Genomic DNA, 17,758 nt, shown 5'->3' with positions numbered 1-17,758 from the left:
CGGGCGCTTACTTGTCGAGCCATACGTTGGCGAGGTCCTGATTGAGGTAGTGGCTCGGACTGATCTTCCAGCCCTTCACGTAGGACCGGTGCGGGATGATCCGGTTCCACCACAGCGTGACGAACGAATGCCCCTGCTCATCGAGCACACGCTTCTCGAACTGCCGCATCAGCTTGCGCTGCTCGGCTTCGTCGGACGTGCGGTTCATCGCCTCGAACATCTTGTCGAGGTCGCGATCGACGTATGCGCCGTAGCTTTCGTTGCCGATGTCCTCCGACAGGAACTTGCCGATGTCGAGCAGCGGGTTGATGACCGACTGGCAGTTGAAGTCCACCGTCACGTCGAAATCAGCCGACCTGAGCCGCGCGTAGAATGGACCGGTCGGCTCCATCTTTTGCTCGACCGTCACCCCGATCTGCCGCCACTGGTCGATCAGCCACGTGCCCACGATCGTATAGGGCTGGTCGACGGCGCGGTTGGACAATTCGAACTTCAGGCCCGGGACTCCGGCCTCCTGCAACAGTCGCTTGGCCTCGGCACGCGACTTGTTGATGTCGGGCCAGTAGCCGGGAAGCTGCTCGAGCTCCGCCTTTGTCGCCGCCAGCGGATGACCCGGGAACGCGACACCACCGACCGCCCTGACGATCGCGATGCGCGAAAGGTTCTGCGATCCGCCCCAGCGATCGACCGCCAGCGTCAGCGCGCGGCGAACGCGGACATCGTCGAACGGCTTCTTCTTGTGGTTGGGGGTAAACAGCAGCACGCAGTTCCAGTCACTCTCCTGAACCGTGATGTCCTTTCCGAGCGCGTTGACGAGGTCCTCGGTGCTCTTCGGCGGGAAGCCGCGGAATTGGATTGCGGCCCGGTCGCCGCGGATCGCTTGCACCTGCACCGCCTGCTTGTTGGAGAAGATCGCTTCGAAGCCGTCGAGATAGGGCTGCCCGGCAACGTGGAAGTCCTTGTTGCGCTCGCCCCGCACGTAGGCGCCGGCCTCGCGTCCGGCGAACTTGAAGGGTCCCGAGCCCATGACATTCTTCTCGTACCAGCGAATGTCTCCCGCGAGCTTTGCCTTCGAGTAGATGAAGTTGAAGGGCGTCGCCAGCGCCGGGATGAACGCGCCCGATGGATACTTGAGCTTGAACACGACCGTGTGGTCGTCCGGCGCGCTCACGCTCTCGACCATGACGAAATAGGCGACGCGCGCGCTGGTCGTGCCTTCCGGCGGGAAGATGATCTTGTTGAATGACGCGACGATGTCGTGCGCCGTCAAAGGCGTACCGTCGTGGAATTTCACGCCCTGCTTGATCTCGAATGTGTAGGTCTTGCCGCCATCGGCCGGCGTCGGCATCCCCGTACACAGGTCGCACACGAAGTCCGTCGGTGAGGAGGGATTTTCCGGATTGACCTTGATGAGCAGGCTGTAGAACGGCGCAAAAGGATGGATCAGCGCGAACGTCGTCTCGCGGTGACCGTCCCAGCTCGGCGGCTCGTCCGGTACCACAAAATTCAGGGTACCACCCTGCTTGGGTGCGGCCTGAACCGAAGGCCCCGAGAAGCCGATGGCGACGGCCGCTGTGACCGCCGCGATTGACACAGGTCCGAGATATCTCGACAGTTTCATGATCTCTCCTCCTCTGAAAACGCATTCTCCTTTTTCAGACGACCGAGGGTCTTGCGCCCTTAAGGTCCGATCGCCCCTCGCACGGGGCTTTCAAATGACGGCGCAAGCGACCCAATGGCCGGGTCGCAGCTCCCGAAGCTCCGGAACGTTCTTGGCGCAGCTGTCGATCGCAAGCGGACAGCGCGGATGAAACACGCATCCCCGCGGCGGATTCATCGGGCTCGGCACCTCGCCTTTCACGATCCGGTAGGCGCGGGCCTTCTCCATGTCGGGGTCCGGCACCGGCACGGCTCCGAGAAGCGCCTGCGTATAGGGGTGCAGCGGATTACCGTACAACTCGTCACAATCGGCCAGTTCAACGATCTTGCCGAGATACATGACTGCGACTCGATGGCACAGGTGGCGGACGACACTGAGATCGTGCGCGATGAACAGATAGGTCAAACCGAACTGTTCCCGCAGATCTTCGAGCAGATTGATGATCTGCGCCTGAATTGACACGTCCAGTGCCGAGATGGCCTCGTCGCAGATAATGAACTCCGGACGCACCGACAGGGCACGCGCGATGCCGACACGCTGGCGCTGGCCGCCGCTCATCTCGTGGGGGTAGCGGTCGGCAAACCTGGGATCCAAGCCACACAGGCGGAGCAATTCCATGACCCGCGCATCACGCGCTGCCTTGTTCGGCTCGGTCCGGTGCACCATCATCGGCTCGGAAATGATCTCGCCGATCTTCATCCGCGGATTGAGGGAGCTATAAGGATCCTGAAAGATCACCTGGATCTTCTGCCGCAGCGCCCGCATCGATTTCTGATCGAGGTCGACCAGGTTCTTGCCGTCGAACAGGATCTCGCCCGCGGTCGGATGCTCGAGCCGCAGGATGCACCGACCGGTGGTGGTCTTGCCGCACCCCGACTCGCCGACCAATCCGAGCGTCTCACCCTTGCGGATGGTGAAGCTGATGCCGTCGACAGCTCTCACCTGGGCGACCTGTCTGGAGAAGAGAGCGCCCTCGGTCACTGGAAAATGCATCTTCAGGTCGCGGATCGTGACCAACTCCGGCGCCAGGTGGACGCGCCTTTCGGATTGGCGCCTATGCTCGAGCGCGACGTCCTGCGCGACGGGCGATACCCGCACCGCTGCCTGGGCGCTCTGCCGTGCCGCGCCGGTTGATTCGATGGGGGTCATGACGACCTCGTGAGAGATCTGGCTACTGTGTTTGCCTCCCAGCATGCCGCGAGATGATCGCCGCCATCGACCCGCTCCAACGGAGGCGACTCGCTGGCGCAGCGTGCAACGGCAAAGCCGCAGCGCGGTTGGAACGAGCAGCCCGCGCCGAGGCGCGAAAGGTCGGGCGGCTGGCCCTGCACCGGATCGAGCCGTGCCCGGCGCGGCTGATCCATCCGCGGCACTGAACGCAGCAGCGCCAGCGTGTAGGGATGGCGGGGACGGTGATAAATATCGTGCGCGGGTGCGCTCTCGATGATCCTGCCCGCGTACATGACGTTGACCCTGTCGGCATAGCGCGCGACGATACCGAGATTATGGGTGATGACGATCAGCGCCACGCCCATGCGTCGCGTCAGATTCTTCATCAGCTCGAGAATCTGCGCCTGAACCGTCACGTCGAGCGCGGTTGTAGGCTCGTCGGCGATGATCAGCTTGGGCTCGCAGCACAAGGCCATGGCGATCATCACGCGTTGGCGCATGCCGCCGCTGAAGTGGTGCGGGTACTGCCTCAGTCGACGCTCAGGATCCGAAATCCCCACCATGCCCAACAGCTCGATCGCACGCGCGACCGCCTGATCGTGGCTCATGTCGAGATGCTGCTCCATGGTCTCGGTAAGCTGTCGGCCGATCGTCAGGACTGGATTGAGCGAGGTCATCGGCTCCTGAAACACCATGGCAATGTCCTTGCCCCGGACCTCCCGGATTTCCTCATCGCTCAGCTTGAGCAGGTCCCTGTCCTGGAAGCGAATGCTGCCGCCAATGATGCGGCCGGGCGGATCGGCGACCAGCCGCAGGATCGAGAGCGCGCTGACGGACTTGCCGCATCCGGACTCGCCCACGATGGCGATCGTCTCGCCCTGATTGATATCAAAGCTGATGCCGTCGACGGCCTTGACCACACCGGCCGCCGTGAAGAAGTAGGTTTGCAACCTGTCTATCTCGAGAAGCCTGGACACCTCGCGCCTCTCGTCATCCGTCACTGTACAGATGGCCTTTCAGCCGTTCGACCTGACCCGCCTCCATTTACGTCTTGATCTTTCGAGCCTCTCGGCCGCAAGTCAAACCCAATCCTATGGTACTGCGACAATTTAGACCAAAGTCTTGAATGCATCGGCCCGGCTGCCCACCAGCCGCAATGCATCCTGGTCATCACTGGCGCGACGCCGGAGGGCTGCCGGAAGGCCGTCGATTGCCCGATCAAGGATCGCGACGCTCTCTTGGCGTTCTACGACGTCCCGGTTGAGCGTTGCTGCATTTGCGAACGATCAACCCGAGAGCACGTTTGCGACGGTACGGCACAGGACGATCCGATCGAAGGGCTGCCTGTCGAACAAGACCGCGCTGGCTATGGTCTTCAAGGTGGTCAAGGCCGCTCAGAAACGCTGGCGACGCCTCCGGGGCTGCGACCAGTTCCCAAAAGCCATCCAAGGTTTGAAGTTCACCGGCGAACGATCATCAAATTGCAAGCTCAAGCTGCCGCCCGATCTCGTCCGTCGCCAGGATTCGGCGATAGCTCTGCCGGCATCGATCTAGGCCAAATCGCTTTGGCCACGTGTCCGCATAATGTTTGGCGAACCTCGGCTTCAACGTACACGAAACGCCGATCGTGAACAGTGCGGCCGAAGCCTTGCGCGGGCGCTCGACAGCCGTGTCGATTTCATAGATGCCGCGCGGGCGGCAGTTGCACTTGACGAAGCGGAAGGTCCCATCCGGCCTGTCAAATTAGCCGCAGTCCCCTCAAGCTCGCATGCCCGTTCTTGCCGACGATGATGTGGTCGTGGACAGAAATGCCGAGCGGGGTGGCGATGTCGACGATCGCTTTCGTCATCTGATTACTAGATGGAAGAACTGCTTCACCTGTATTCACCTCGTGCTTTCGATATGCCCGAAGATGGTTTTGATGACACGGATTGGTCTATGGCGGATTCGATCCGCTGCTCGCGAACGAAGGCATACTAAAACTGGCGCCTGGATCGAGAATGTCAGGAAAAGCCCGTCAGGCCGTAGCGGCAGTTTCGTGACATTTGGGCGGCCAGCGGCCCTGGCCAGGTCGTTATCGAGGGGGAGCGGACGAGGGAGAGCGCTATTCAGCTTGCGTTAATGACCCAAACTGGATTTGCGGCTTAATCGTCGAAGCTTCTGAATGAGCTTCCATAATAGTCATACACACAGCAACCCGGCGGCGTCCTGTAGCCGCCGTGTACGGCTGCAAAGTACCAGCGACGCGCTGGTCGCTCTCGGGAATTTCATCGCAATCGAGGTCAAATGCAGTTGTGGCAACAAATTCAGTAGCAGGGTGAAGTTAGAGCCGTCCTTGAGACGGTGCCGGCGAGATTTTTGCAGTGATTGCATTTTCTGGAGCCTCGTTCAATTCTCGCTCAGCCTGAACGTAAAACTCTTCGTCTCTATCTTTCGGCTCACCTGCCTGCAGCCACAGCTCGTAAGCGCGCCGTGTGATCTTCATCTTCTGGGAATCTGCCACTGTGACTTCCTTCGAGCTGAGTCGGGGACGACCAATAATATGGGTGTTTCCCAAGTAGGCGCTCAACCAGAGAGTTTCCGAGCCGACGAAATTTGCGGCTTGCACCTGAAACCAAAGATATCCTCTTCGACAACTGCCGGAGTTGCTATCAGTGGCGGAATTTCTCTGCACCGCAGACTGAAACTTCGTCGTCATGCCTTATTCGATGACTGTCACACCATCATAACCACAGCGGATTGCGCATGGTAGTAAACACGAACAAGAACGATGATCGATGCAATCAGTCCAGTGGTTGCAACGATCCATGCCATCTGTGAGACCGAAATGGAAAGGCTCACAGCCTACTGCCCCACGCTGGGCATGGCAGCCTTCGTCAACGCGGCGATCTGCGCCGCCCGGACATTCTTCAGTTGCCCCATGAAACTCTTTGCATTGTCGTTCCCGTAGGCCCGGTGACTGATGGCGAACAGGAGCACGCCGGACTTGTCCGCTGCGCCCTTTAGCGGCGCATAGCGATAGCCGTTCCATTCGACGACATATTCGCCTTTCGGGTCCTTCGAACTTACGATGAAGTCGAGCAGAGCTTCTCCGGCATTGGAGTTCTCGATCACATTCATGTTCACGAGCGGGTCAGTGGCCTTCCGCTTCTTCAACATGTCGACCTGGGCGCGAACAGCGCCCGTCACCGTCAGATCGCCTGTCACCCTCTCGACGATCAGCATCTGCGTATAGCTGCCGATGCTCTGGTCGGATGGCAGATACTCCTGCTTCGCGTAGCCGGGCGTGGGCCTGGAGCTCCAGACCAGCTTGTAGGACTTGCCATCGAACTGGATTGGACCGGGAACTCCGAGGTAGCCGCTCACTTGTGCGGCCGCGGGTGACAGCGACGCACTGAAAACGAAAGCGGCACATGCGATTGAAACGGCAAGGCTGACTAACGGTGTTCTCGCTAACATCGCGGGCACCTGCCTCGATCAGAGTTTCGGAAATCCCTTGCTCTCGCCGAGCCGTTGCGGCTCAGACCAACGTCACTGGTTCTCGGCGCGCTGCCGGGCCCTTCGTCCCTCTTCGACCCCAAGCTGCCAGGCGGTGCGCCTCACCCAGTCGTCGGCACTTGCTTTGCCGTATAGCTGCACCCGCCGATGATACTCAGGCTCAAGCTGACGCTTCAACTGCTCGCGGCGCACCGGATCCGGTCCTGGCGAGACTGGGGGCCGCCGCGGCTGATCTTGCGCCGTTCCTTGACGCTGCAGACGTTGCTCGTGCAGGCGCTGCTGGTGACGCCGAATATTGTGGTGGCGCTGCGATTCGAGGTGAGGCGTAAGCCAATTCATCTGGGCAACAGCCTGGTTGCCGACAACACCGGGAGGATCAAGCATTCCGACAGTGGCGAGAACAGCCAACCCCGCGACCCCTGCGCTCTTTTTCATTTCATTCGCATCCTTAGTGCGTCATTGCAGACCGCCGATGCCTTGAGTGACCGACAAAAGAGAGGATTTTTTGTGGCACGACCGCGATCGAATCTACGCGGCATCTAAGTTTGGTCAGAGGGTGCAACGACGGATCCGGCTCACGGCTGGAAGCTGAGGCAAAGGAAAAATCCGACAGGTGGCACTTCGTGAAATGCCCTACATGCCACGGCACAACCGAGTCCAAGCGGGACTGGGACGAATACGAAGTGATCGGAACGATCCCCGGAGAAGTGGCATATCGCCCGCTTTCCGAGAGTGAATGTCCGCAAGCGCTGAGTTCGCGATAAGGCTTGGCTCAGGCTCGTGTAGCCTGAGCGAACTGCAGCGGGGTGAGCCCGTAGCTTCGCTTGAAGTGATGCGTCAGCGAGCTCTGATCGTAGAGCCCGGCGGCGACCGCGGCATCGCCAATCGGCGATCCCGTCGCGAGATAGCGCCGGGCGGCGTCGAGCCGCAGTTGCAGGACATAGGCATGCGGTGTCATGCCGATCGTGCGCTTGAACAGCCTGATGACCTGAAATTGCGTGAGATCGAGCGTGTCGCTCAGGTCCGCCAGGGAAATCGGCATCGCCAATCGCGCTCGGATGTACTCGATCGCCCTTTCGACGCGCACGCGGTCGCGCGGCACGGGCTCGACGCGCAGCCCGCCGCTGCCGTGACGCCTGAACAGTGCTCCGAAGCTCGTGACCATCAATTCGCGCTGCAGCAGCGGATCATGTTCGCCGTCGAGCGCGCGATGCAGCGCATGCAGATTGCTGGCCAGTTCGGGATCGGCAATCCAATTGCGGGTGAAGTAGGGAATACGATCGGTGCCGAGTGCGCGAGAGATCGTCGAGCGCGCTCTGTTCGAGGTAAAGCGACCGGTAGCGCCAGTGGCAGCTTGCGCCCATCCATCCCGCATGAGGTCCGGACGGGTTGAAGACCAGCAGTGCCGATGTATCGGCATTGTCGACGACGCCGCGGCTCTGGATCACGGAGCCGCCGATCTCGGTGATCGCGATCACTAGCTCTTCGTGGCGGTATCGGCTACGCCGCCCCCACACGCCAGCAGAGCGCGCATTTTGTCGATTGAAGCGGTATCGACTCGCCGGCATTTTTTCTACGACGAGCTGAGCCGGGTCTAACACCCTTAGTTTAAACTTGGCTGCTAGTCTTCCAGTGGTGGCTATCATCAGCGCCAACCCCACCCGTGATCAGCCAGGCAAGCGGTATCCGGTGCAGACGGTCGACTTGAGCGGAAAAGTCGCGGTGCACCGTCGCGCTGATGTCCCGAACCATTCGTCATGAGCCCACTCCCGGCACGCAGAATGGGATAAATCGGACAAGAGCAAGTTAGGATTGACAGTTGGAGAACAAGGTTAAGCCCAACGGAATCACCAACTTGCTGCGGGAGCCGTACTCCGCGCGGGACGCTCTGCCTCGGTGTGGCCAGCGCGGCTCGCGTGGCAACCTGCATGAAGTGTGAAGCGCGGTGTACGCCCTGGCGACGACGCGATGGCGGCGAGTGAAAAATTTTTCCGGAACAAAACTCATGCCGCTGGCTTTGAGTTTTCCAACAGCTCGCTTTGCATTTCTAGGAAATGCAGGTCGTCATCACCACCACCATCGGCATTTCTTGGAAATGCAGTTCATCACAAATATTCCTTCTCCGGGAATAGTGGTTGCGTGTGCGTTACGACAGGGTGAGTTCGACCATGCCCCACCCAGGCGCCGGCTTTACAACGGCAGAGTCTCACTCCAGCGCAGCGCGGGATCTCAATACATATCTCAATTGCGAGACTCTCAACTACGAGACGGCGCTGCTCGAGTGCGCCTCCGGATCGCAGTCTGCCGTCGGCAAAATCTACGCCCGGGAGAAGGACCAGTTGCGCGCGATGGCACACCGCATCGTCCACGACATGTCACGCGCGGAGGACGTCATCCATGAGGCATTCGCGCAGATTCTCCGAGATGCAAGAGACTTCGATCCTGCACGCGGATCCGCCCGATGCTGGATCTACGCGATCGTCCGCAACACGGCGCTCAAGATGCGGGAGAATGCCAGGCGCGAACTCGCGCTCGGCGAAGACACGCTGAACGCCATCTGCGAGCGGAAACAGACCGTCCCGGAGGACCCCGCGTCCTGCATCCCGGACAGCATGACGCTACGGGCCATGCTCGATCAGCTCGAGCCAAGGCACCGCGCGAGCCTGCTGTTGGCGATCATCGACGGCTGCACGCACCAGGAGATCGCCGAATACCTCGGGGTACCGGTGGGAACCGTCAAGGCGTGGATCCGGAGAGAACTCGTGGCCATGCGCCGGCAGATCGAATGAGTGTGAATTTATTTTTCGCCGCTGCATCCATCGGGGAGCGTCGGCGACAGTTAAGGGTGACGGCGTGATGATCCGGACAAGGCATGTGCCCGCGACCGTCGCAAACCCGAAGCGAGGAGCGAAGCCATGTCAATCCTGAACAACGTTACGAGCTTTTTCCACCCGAAGCCGATTCCAATGCCACGCGAGGACTGCAAGCCAGCCAGGCCCGACGACTGCGGCGACGGCAAGGAGTCCAAGTGGAATGACGATCACAAGGGTCGTGACCACTGGAAGAATGGCGACAAGGACGATTATTCCAAGCACGGCAAGGATGATTACTCGAAGCACGCCAAGAATGACCACGATCACAAGGATCGCGATCACTGGAAGGACGGCGACAAGGACGGCCATTCGAAGCACGGCAAGGATGATAAGCACGGCAAGAACGACGACGATCACAAGGGTCGGGACCACTGGAAGGACGGCGACAAGGACGGTGATTCCAAGCATGGCGACAAGGACGGTTATTCGAAGCACGCCAAGAACGATGACTGCTCCGATGACGGCCACAAGGACGGCCATTCGAAGCACGGCAAGGACGACTACTCGAAGGATGGCAAGGGCGACCACGGCAAGCACGACGGTGGTTGGAAGGACGCCAAGAACGACGATTGCCGACCGCACAAGGACTACTGCGAGCCGCCGAAGGACTATTGCCCACCGAAGGACTGCCAACCGCAGAAGGACTATTGCGCCCCCAGGCCGTCAGACGACTGTGGCAAGGGCAGTGCAGACACCAATCATAGCCCGGGTGAAATGCTGGCAAGGTTCGACTTCTCCCGAGGTGATTTCGGCTCGCGCGGTCCGGATCATTCGGGTGACATCCAGGGCGCGCTCGCTTCGATGTCGTCCGACCATGCGCTGGATTACGCCATCGGCCAGATGGGCCCGGCGGATCAGTTCGACATAGGGCAAGACGACGTGACGTTGCACGAAGGAGTGAATCACGCCTGATGTCCGAAAAGGCTCGCCCGGCAGTAAATTCGCCGGGCGAGTTTGTGAGTGGGGCGAGATAACGAGATGAAGGGCGACGGTCATGAGCGAAGTAGAAAAACGCGAACTGTTCGAACAAGAGCAGAAGATCTTCGAAGCCGGAGCGCAGCGTGCAAACAAGCGAGCCGGCTCTTTTGGTTTCTTGACCTGGCCGTTCTTCATTGCCCCGCTGATTGCCGGCGAGGAGTTTCTCGCCGCCACGTTCAATTCCGCGGCGGCCGAGGAGCAGGCGAAAGCCGCTCTGGCAGGCGCGGCGCAGCAGGCTGCGAATGACGATTCGCCGGCTCATGATCCCTCGAAAACGAGCACAGAGGATGAGACGGCCGAGGAGCCCGCCGCGTCGTCGGAGGCGCATGCGGTCCAGCTCGATCCGACCGAGTTTCTGACGCAGCCGCAGAAAGACGCGGCCAAGCCGAGTGCCGCCCGCAGCGAAGAAGCTGTCGCCGCCGCTGGGGGTGGAGGCGGGGGCGGCGGAGGCGGAGGCGGAGGCGGCGATGATGCCGATTCCCGTCATCATGACACTCACGCCTCAATCGACGATAATTCCGTCAACTTGCTGTCAGCGGATTCCCGTGTCGGAAGCGGTCAACCGACGGGTGGGTCAACGCTCGGGCCCGTTCAGTCCAATGTACCTGGCGACTCCTTTGATCCGTCGATCATTGGCTCCGCCGGCCTACTTGGAGGCGTCGGCAATCTGAGCAATGACTTGGTCGGCACGATTGCGCCAGCCTTGGCGCCGGCGGAGCCGGTCCTCGCGCCCGTGACCGACAGCGTGGGTCCGCTGGTGAATGACGTGGTCGACGTGGCAGCGCCGGTCGTGGCGGCGGCGGAGCCGGTCCTCGCGACCGTGACCGACACCGCGGGCGCGCTGGTCGATGACGTGGTCGACGTGGCAGCGCCGGTCGTGGCGGCGGCGGAGCCGGTCCTCGCGACCGTGACCGACACCGCGGGCGCGCTGGTCCATGACGTGGTCGACGTGGCAGCGCCGGTCGTGGCGGCGGCGCAGCCAGTGCTCGCGACCGTGACCGACAACGCGGGCACGCTGGTCCATGACGTGGTCGACGTGGCGGCGCCGGTCGTGGCGGCGGCGCAGCCAGTGCTCGCGACCGCGACCGACAGCGCGGGGACGCTGGTCCATGACGTGGTCGACGTGGCAGCGCCGGTCGTGGCGGCGGCGCAGCCGGTGCTCACGACCGTGACCGACACCGCGGGCACGCTGGTCGATGACGTGCTCGACGTGGCGGCGCCGGTCGTGGCGGCGGCGCAGCCGGTGCTCGCGACCGCGACCGACAGCGCGGGGACGCTGGTCGATGACGTGGTCGACGTGGCGGCGCCGGTCGTGGCGGCGGCGCAGCCGGTGCTCACGACCGCGACCGACAGCGTGGACACGCTTGGCAGCTTGACGAATGACGCCACCGCGACTGCGGGGCCGGTGGCCGACACCGGCAATGTGGCGAGCGATGCTCTTGCAAGTGCGGCACCGGTCGTTGATGTGATCGGGCCGGTGCTCACCCCAACCGCCGCCGCTCCGAGCCATCCGACGACCGACGCGCCAGATCCGGCCGACACCGGCAATGTGGTGAGCGATGCTCTTGCGAGTGTGGCGCCGGCCGTTGATACGATCGAGCCGGTGCTCGCCACAACCGCTGCCGCGCCGAGCGATCCGACTACCGACGCATCAGATTCGACAGCGCCGGATACCAGCAGCGGTAGTCAAGCCTCCGACCCAGCCGATACCCTTCTCGCGCTCGCCACCGCGGCTGACGCACCGATCGAGGTTCCGGCATCCGCGACCGCTGCGCCGGCCAACGTTGTAACGGAGGTATCGAATGACGCTGTCGATCCAGCCCCCGTCGCAGGCGACGTGATCGCCTTGGACGACGCGCCACCGCCTCCAGCAAATGCTCTGTACACCGGAAACCAGTACACCGACTACGGCGTCACGCTGAGCAGCGACATCGTCGTTCCCCCGCAGGATGACGTGTCTCCGACCGATGCCGCGTCGGCTCACGACACTTCGGAGCCGGCGGTTGCCGACCAGAAGCACGCACCACCGCCTCCCGACGTCGTGGATACAACTCATCCAGTCGATCACCTTGGAAATGCCATCCTATAGCGGGGGGCGAAGATGGCGGCAGTCGAACCAGTAAGCATTCCGCCGCACGACCCTTCTGCGGATCAGCTTCGCGTTCCGCCCGCTACGGAGGCCCGCGCCGATCACGTTGGACCTGTCAACCCGCTGGCCGCCTGGCGTTCGGTCGCGCGCACGAACCTGATCGCGGTCGTAGCATTTTCGGTCGTCGTGAACCTGCTGATGCTCACGATGCCGTTGTACCTGTTCCAGTTATCCGACCGCGTGCTGGCGAGCCGCAGCCTCGAAACGCTGCTGATGCTCTCGGCTCTGGCGCTGGGGTTCATCGGCATTCTCTCGATCGTCGACATTCTGCGTCGCCAGGTACTGGGGCGTCTTGCGACCAAGATGGAGGTCCTGCTCGGCGGCCCGGTGCTGGCGAGCAGCATCAACAACGCCAGGGCCGGCGAGGGTGGGACCATCCAGGCGATCCGCAGCCTTCACCAGGTGCGCGGATTCCTCTCGAGCCCCGTCGTGCTTCTGCTGATGGACGCGCCGCTCTCGCCGCTTTACTTCGGAGTCATATTCCTCGTTCACCGAGATCTCGGTTACATCGCCGTCGTGTCGGGCCTGGCCCTGGCGCTGATTGCGTTGATCAACCAGAAAGCGACCTCCGAGCGCTTGGGCCAGGCAGGCCTGCATGCCGCCGAGGCCGATGCGGCGGCCGAGTCGCTGGCGCGAAATTCGCAGGTGATCAATGCAATGGGAATGCTGAGCGAGAGCATTCTCCATTGGGGTCGCCGGCAGGCACCGGCCCTGACGGTGCAAAGCCAGGCCCTCGACCGGAACTTCTGGATCAGCGGTGCGTCGAAGTTCGTCCGGCTCGTGGCCCAGATTGCGATCCTCGGCACGGGCGCCTATTTGGCCCTTCAAGCCGAGATCACCGGCGGCATGATGATCGCTGCCGCGATCATTGCCAGCCGCGCCCTGCAGCCGCTCGAGGGCTTGATCGAGGGATGGCGCAGTTGCGTTCAGGCGCGATCGGCCTATGCGCGGGTCAAGGAGGCGGTCGAGTCATTCCAGCGCGAGACGCCGAAGCTGCGCCTGCCCAAACCGCAAGGGCGCCTGACCGTGGATCGGGTCTTGTACCTGCCGCCCGGCTCGAAGGAGGCGGTGCTCAACAGTGTGTCGCTTGAGCTCGCGCCCGGAGAGTCTCTAGCCATTGTCGGGCCGTCAGGATCGGGCAAGTCGACGCTCGCGCGCATGCTGGTGGGCTGTTTGGTGCCGACCGCCGGCAAGGTCAGGCTGGAGGGAACGGAGCTGCGCAACTGGGATCGCCGCCAGTTCGGGGAATATACCGGCTACCTGCCCCAGGAGGTCGAGCTTTTTCCCGGAACTATCAAGCAGAACATCTGTCGCATGCGGGACGATCTGCCCGACGCGAGTATCTACGAGGCGGCGATGTTCTCGGGCATCCACGACATGGTCTGTCAGTTGGCGCAAGGATACGAAACCGTGCTCGACCGCGGCGGCGGCCCACTCTCCGGAGGACAGAAGCAGCGCATCGCGCTCGCGCGGGCTTTCTTCGGTAATCCGTGCCTTGTCGTGCTCGACGAGCCGAACTCGAACCTCGACGCGGCGGGCGAGCAGGCACTGACCGAGACCCTGCAGCGCGCCAAGGAGCGCGGGGTCACCGCGGTGGTCGTAACCCTGCGCCCGGCGCTGCTGAACAGCGTGGACAAAGTGCTCATTCTGCGGGCCGGACGCGCCGAAGCATTTGGATCTCCGAGCGAGGTGCTGCATCGCCTGGTTCGGTCGTCCGGCGGAGACAAGCCGGAGCAGCCGCGACGCATCGAATCCTCCGGCCCGTGAGGTAACCAGCGCGGGAGGACAGCATGAGCGCGAAAAAGGACATCGGCGAGTGGCATCGCGGCGTTCCGCTCAGCGCCAAATGGCCTATCTTCGCAGGCCTCGCCATTCTTGTCGTTGGGCTCGGTTGTTTCGGTGTTTGGGCCGGAGTAGCTCCTCTGAACAGTGCGGTCGTTGCCTCGGGCACGTTCGTGGCCACCGGGCAGAACAAGCTGATCCAGCACTTCGAGGGCGGCATCATCCGCGAGATTGCGGTCAGGGACGGCGATGTGGTCGAGGCGAACCAGATCCTCGTTCGCATGGACGACACCGCGGTCAATGCCAAGCTGAGGCGGCTGGTTCTAAAGAAGTATCGACTGATTGCCATGAAGGCGCGTCTCGAAGCCGAAATGAACTCTATGGAGACAATCGAAATTCCGGCAGCATTCAGCGGCAGCGTACGTGATCCGGAAGTCAAAGCGATTCTTGAGCGGCAACGTGCCGAGCTGCGGGCACGCCGGGTTAGTCTCGCGACCGAAGAAAGCCTGCTCGGCAAGCAAATCGCCGGGCTGGAGGAAAGCATTCGCGGATATCAGGCGCAAGTGCAGTCCACCAAAGATCGTATTACTCTGTTCGCCGAAGAGCTGAAGGACAAGAATTCGCTTCTTGGACAGCAGTTGGTCCGCAAGTCGGATGTGCTGGCGCTGCGGCGCTCCGAGGCGAGTCTCGGCGGAGACCTCGGCGAGTATCTCGGTCGCATCGCCGATTCAAAGGAGCGGATCGCTCAGGCCAACGAGAGGATAGCCCAACTCCACTCGACGGCGCTGCGGGATGCGATCAAGGAGCTGCGCGAGACCGAGGGGGATCTGGACGACGTCGAGGAGCAGATTCGCGCCGCCCAAGACGTAGTCGACCGGGTCGAAGTCCGTTCGCCGGTCCGTGGCATCGTGGTGAAGAAGAACTTCCATACGCCGGGCGGCGTCGTCTCTCCTGGCGCCGTGATCCTTGAGCTTCTGCCGATAGGCGAAGAGCGCATCATCGAGGCACACATGAATCCCAAGGACATTTCGCACGTGAGCGTAGGCCAGGAAGCGCTGGTGCGGCTGTCGGCGCTGAACCAGCGCATTACGCCCACGGTCGGAGCGAGCGTCATCTACGTGTCGGCCGACGCCTTGGCGGCGCAAATGCAGGCCAAGAACGAAGCACGCCCAGACAGTGACACGCGTCGGGAATTCTACGTCGTTCGGGTGCGCCTGGACCAGGACGATATCCTCAGGCGCATGCCTGAATTCATCCCGACGCCCGGGATGCCCGCCGACGTCTACATCAAGACCGGAGAGCGTACGTTTTTCGAGTACATTATGAGGCCGGTCTTCGACAGCTTCTCCCGCGGTTTCCGCGAAACCTGAATGGACGAGCAATCTTGCCGTCAACAGCGCCCGCGAATACCTGCAATTGGGATCGTGTGGTTGACGGCGTTCGTCTTTGGTGCGTGGTCAATGACCGCTTGCGCCAGGAGCGGCCATTCCCCCAAAAGGCAGCTGTTGGCGCAAGGCGGTCGTTTCGCAAGCGAATCGGAAGAAGCTGAGCTGCACTGTGCACTCAGATTTGAATCGCCTCTCAACAGCCGGCCTTCGATCGTGCGCTTATGTCGCGCCTCGTGTTTCTGTCGATTGCTATCGTCCTATCGCTGCTGCCGGTCGTCGCGCCGGCTGCGCAGGTTCATAAACGGCCGGCCGGTCACCATAACGAAGGAGTTCAAAGACACGCTTCCTTTGGTGTTCTAGTGCGATCTACATCCTGCCCACCGTGCGGTAGGCGCTCGGGGTTGTGCCGATCAGCCGGTGAAAGCGTCGGTTAAAGGTGGCGAGATCTCTGAAGCCGGCCTTGAATGCGATCGCAGAGATCGAATCTCTGCTCGTCCGCAACCGTATCGCGGCGCGATGAAGCCGGGTACGGAGAACATATTGATGCGGCGTCATCCCGGTCACCTGGCGGAACGTGCGCAAGAAATGGTATGGGCTCATTGCTGCTTCACGGGCGAGGGAGTTGAGCCGGAAGTTTTCATCTACCGGCGCGTCAATGCGGCGCAAGGCTTGGGTGATCCGTCGTTCGTCGCGCGCGTTCGGGCTGCGCGTGGCCGCGCGCTTTCCTGTCGTGATCGTCAACGCGGCACCCGTAAGTCGTATTGCAATTTCCTCGAGTGCGGCTGCATCGCGTGCGTCGCGGACCACTTCCGCCTCAGCCAGCAGGCCGACGAGTTCGCTCGTCGGGGGCACGCTGGCATAGGAGAACGCCGCCTTGCGCACGTCCATTACGCCCGCTGCAACAGTCTCGAAGAACGCCGGCGCAAAATGGAAGGCGAGGCAGCGGTCGCCCTGCGCATGTTCATGCCCGCATTCGAAGCTGCTGCCGGCATTGCCAAGCAGGAGCGAGCCTGGGACCAGAGTCGCTGATCCAGCCTGCGTCCGGTATTGAAAGCTTCCGTGCGTAACGGATGCGATTGCCATTTCGGCATGCTCCTCCACGAAGGAGTGATCGTGCGGCCCGTAGTCGCAAATTACATCACGCACGCTCCACCCGGGGCCGGACGCCAGTAGCTGAATGCTGAGTGCCATACCCCACAACGAACAATTTGGCCGCAGGTTCCTCAAGCAACATAGCTGCCCGGATGCTCCGCTCAGCCCGGCAACTTTAGCAATTTTTCCCAAGCGAGAGCCCACGCCACGACATATCCAAAGGAGCAGTTGTCCTATTCGAACAGGAGGTTCCAATGATACCGGCAAACGAAACCTTCAACGGCACCTATCCATTCAAGCCTAACTTCACCAGCGCTCCAGGATTCCGAATGCACTACGTCGATGAAGGCCATGGAGAGCCGATCGTATGTCTCCACGGTGAGCCGACCTGGGGTTACATATATCGAAAATTCATCCCGTCGCTGAGCAGATCACATCGCGTCATTGTTCCCGACCACATGGGATTTGGGAAGAGCGAGACCCCGGCTGATCGCGAGTACACGCTCCGAACACACGTTGATAATCTCGAGGCGCTCCTCCTCGGGCTTAACCTCGCCGATATCACGCTGGTCATGCAGGATTGGGGTGGGCCGATCGGAGGAGGGTTCGCCTGCCGTCATCCCGATCATGTCAAGCGGCTCTGTCTGCTGAATACAATCGTGCCACTCGGCCTTCCACTGGAGCCGGACCTCTTTCCCAAGAACATGGAATCGGAGTGGTTTCGCTGGATACGAAAATCGCACGACAATGGATCGCTGGAGAACGTACTTGGTCATCTCGATGTGACAGTCTTAAGCGTCATGAAGCTTCTTGGATTCGAGAACAGCGCAGCCGTCGACCAAACGTGGATTCAGGCATACGGCGCCCATTTCCGAACCAAGGAGGACTGTATTGGTGCGATCAACTTTCCCCTCGATTTTGCACTTGGCAAAGCGCAATTTCAGACCGGGAGGCCGGATCAGGCCGAGGCAGTCAGACGGAAGCCGGCAATGCTTGCCGAGGGTATGCGGGATAGGGCCGTGCTGCCTGAAACTGCCCTTACTCATTTTCGCACAGCATTTCCGGATGGAGCCGTGATCGAATTGGAAAATGCGGGTCACTACTGCCAGGAGGACGTACCGGAAATTCTGATTGCGCTGATCAAACAGTTCGTTCAGCTCAGGTGAGT

General features: G+C 61.5%; 15 protein-coding genes and 2 pseudogenes. 8 read left to right on the top strand and 9 right to left on the bottom strand.

Annotated features, from left to right (window positions below):
• Positions 1-7 precede the first annotated feature (7 nt).
• From V1279_RS25320 to V1279_RS25310, 3 genes are all read right to left on the bottom strand, one after another.
• The gene (locus V1279_RS25320; protein WP_334441450.1) at positions 8-1,621 is read right to left on the bottom strand and encodes an ABC transporter substrate-binding protein; all 1,614 of its coding nucleotides are present in this window, start codon (positions 1,619-1,621) and stop codon (positions 8-10) included.
• Positions 1,622-1,711: 90 nt separating this feature from the next.
• Positions 1,712-2,689 (bottom strand): ABC transporter ATP-binding protein, encoded by a 978-nt coding sequence (locus tag V1279_RS25315; RefSeq protein ID WP_334446570.1) that lies wholly within the window; start codon positions 2,687-2,689, stop codon positions 1,712-1,714.
• A gap of 116 nt (positions 2,690-2,805) precedes the next feature.
• The gene (locus V1279_RS25310; RefSeq protein ID WP_334441447.1) at positions 2,806-3,807 is read right to left on the bottom strand and encodes an ABC transporter ATP-binding protein; all 1,002 of its coding nucleotides are present in this window, start codon (positions 3,805-3,807) and stop codon (positions 2,806-2,808) included.
• Between the two features lie 222 nt (positions 3,808-4,029).
• Between V1279_RS25310 and V1279_RS25305 the strand changes: the two are divergent.
• Positions 4,030-4,384: pseudogene (locus tag V1279_RS25305) on the top strand (hypothetical protein); the annotation flags it as partial.
• Positions 4,385-4,568: 184 nt separating this feature from the next.
• Here the strand turns inward: V1279_RS25305 and V1279_RS25300 are convergent.
• The 3 genes and pseudogenes from V1279_RS25300 to V1279_RS25290 all read right to left on the bottom strand — a co-directional run.
• Positions 4,569-4,682 (bottom strand): annotated as a pseudogene (locus V1279_RS25300) (JAB domain-containing protein); the annotation flags it as partial.
• 471 nt (positions 4,683-5,153) lie between these two features.
• The gene (locus V1279_RS25295) at positions 5,154-5,528 is read right to left on the bottom strand and encodes a DUF2934 domain-containing protein (protein ID WP_334441445.1); all 375 of its coding nucleotides are present in this window, start codon (positions 5,526-5,528) and stop codon (positions 5,154-5,156) included.
• A gap of 146 nt (positions 5,529-5,674) precedes the next feature.
• A complete protein-coding gene (locus tag V1279_RS25290; protein ID WP_334441443.1) occupies positions 5,675-6,196 on the bottom strand; it encodes a hypothetical protein in 522 nt (173 codons plus the stop codon).
• Positions 6,197-6,475: 279 nt separating this feature from the next.
• On the opposite strand from V1279_RS25290, the gene V1279_RS25285 reads away from it, so the two are divergent.
• Positions 6,476-6,871, top strand: a complete 396-nt coding sequence (locus tag V1279_RS25285) for a hypothetical protein (RefSeq protein ID WP_334441441.1) — start codon at positions 6,476-6,478, stop codon at positions 6,869-6,871.
• A gap of 229 nt (positions 6,872-7,100) precedes the next feature.
• On the opposite strand, the gene V1279_RS37975 is transcribed toward V1279_RS25285, so the two are convergent.
• Positions 7,101-7,370 (bottom strand): helix-turn-helix transcriptional regulator, encoded by a 270-nt coding sequence (locus V1279_RS37975; RefSeq protein ID WP_442894915.1) that lies wholly within the window; start codon positions 7,368-7,370, stop codon positions 7,101-7,103.
• 145 nt (positions 7,371-7,515) lie between these two features.
• Positions 7,516-7,896 (bottom strand): AraC family ligand binding domain-containing protein, encoded by a 381-nt coding sequence (locus tag V1279_RS37970; protein WP_442894914.1) that lies wholly within the window; start codon positions 7,894-7,896, stop codon positions 7,516-7,518.
• Between the two features lie 600 nt (positions 7,897-8,496).
• On the opposite strand from V1279_RS37970, the gene V1279_RS25275 reads away from it, so the two are divergent.
• The 5 genes from V1279_RS25275 to V1279_RS25255 all read left to right on the top strand — a co-directional run bounded on the left by V1279_RS25275 (position 8,497) and on the right by V1279_RS25255 (position 15,480).
• Positions 8,497-9,117 (top strand): sigma-70 family RNA polymerase sigma factor, encoded by a 621-nt coding sequence (locus tag V1279_RS25275; RefSeq protein ID WP_334441436.1) that lies wholly within the window; start codon positions 8,497-8,499, stop codon positions 9,115-9,117.
• A gap of 126 nt (positions 9,118-9,243) precedes the next feature.
• Entirely contained in the window at positions 9,244-10,113 is an 870-nt protein-coding gene (locus V1279_RS25270) for a hypothetical protein (protein ID WP_334441434.1), read from the top strand.
• An 82-nt stretch (positions 10,114-10,195) separates the two neighbouring features.
• A complete protein-coding gene (locus V1279_RS25265; protein WP_334441432.1) occupies positions 10,196-12,268 on the top strand; it encodes a hypothetical protein in 2,073 nt (690 codons plus the stop codon).
• Between the two features lie 12 nt (positions 12,269-12,280).
• A complete protein-coding gene (locus V1279_RS25260; RefSeq protein ID WP_334441429.1) occupies positions 12,281-14,095 on the top strand; it encodes a type I secretion system permease/ATPase in 1,815 nt (604 codons plus the stop codon).
• 23 nt (positions 14,096-14,118) lie between these two features.
• Positions 14,119-15,480, top strand: coding sequence for an HlyD family type I secretion periplasmic adaptor subunit (locus V1279_RS25255; RefSeq protein WP_334441426.1), 1,362 nt, complete (start codon positions 14,119-14,121; stop codon positions 15,478-15,480).
• A gap of 384 nt (positions 15,481-15,864) precedes the next feature.
• Here V1279_RS25255 and V1279_RS25250 read toward each other — a convergent pair whose 3' ends face one another.
• A complete protein-coding gene (locus V1279_RS25250) occupies positions 15,865-16,581 on the bottom strand; it encodes a helix-turn-helix transcriptional regulator (protein ID WP_334441423.1) in 717 nt (238 codons plus the stop codon).
• 263 nt (positions 16,582-16,844) lie between these two features.
• Here V1279_RS25250 and V1279_RS25245 point away from each other — a divergent pair, with 263 nt between their 5' ends.
• Positions 16,845-17,756 carry an alpha/beta fold hydrolase gene (locus V1279_RS25245; RefSeq protein WP_334441421.1) on the top strand — a complete coding sequence of 304 codons (912 nt, stop codon included), beginning with the start codon at positions 16,845-16,847 and terminating at the stop codon, positions 17,754-17,756.
• Positions 17,757-17,758 lie beyond the last annotated feature (2 nt).

The sequence above is a fragment of the Bradyrhizobium sp. AZCC 1610 genome (genome assembly GCF_036924515.1).
Classification (GTDB): Bacteria; Pseudomonadota; Alphaproteobacteria; order Rhizobiales; family Xanthobacteraceae; genus Bradyrhizobium.
The sequence above is the reverse complement of the archived record's forward strand: the minus strand, read 5'-3'. Positions and strand labels throughout refer to the sequence as shown.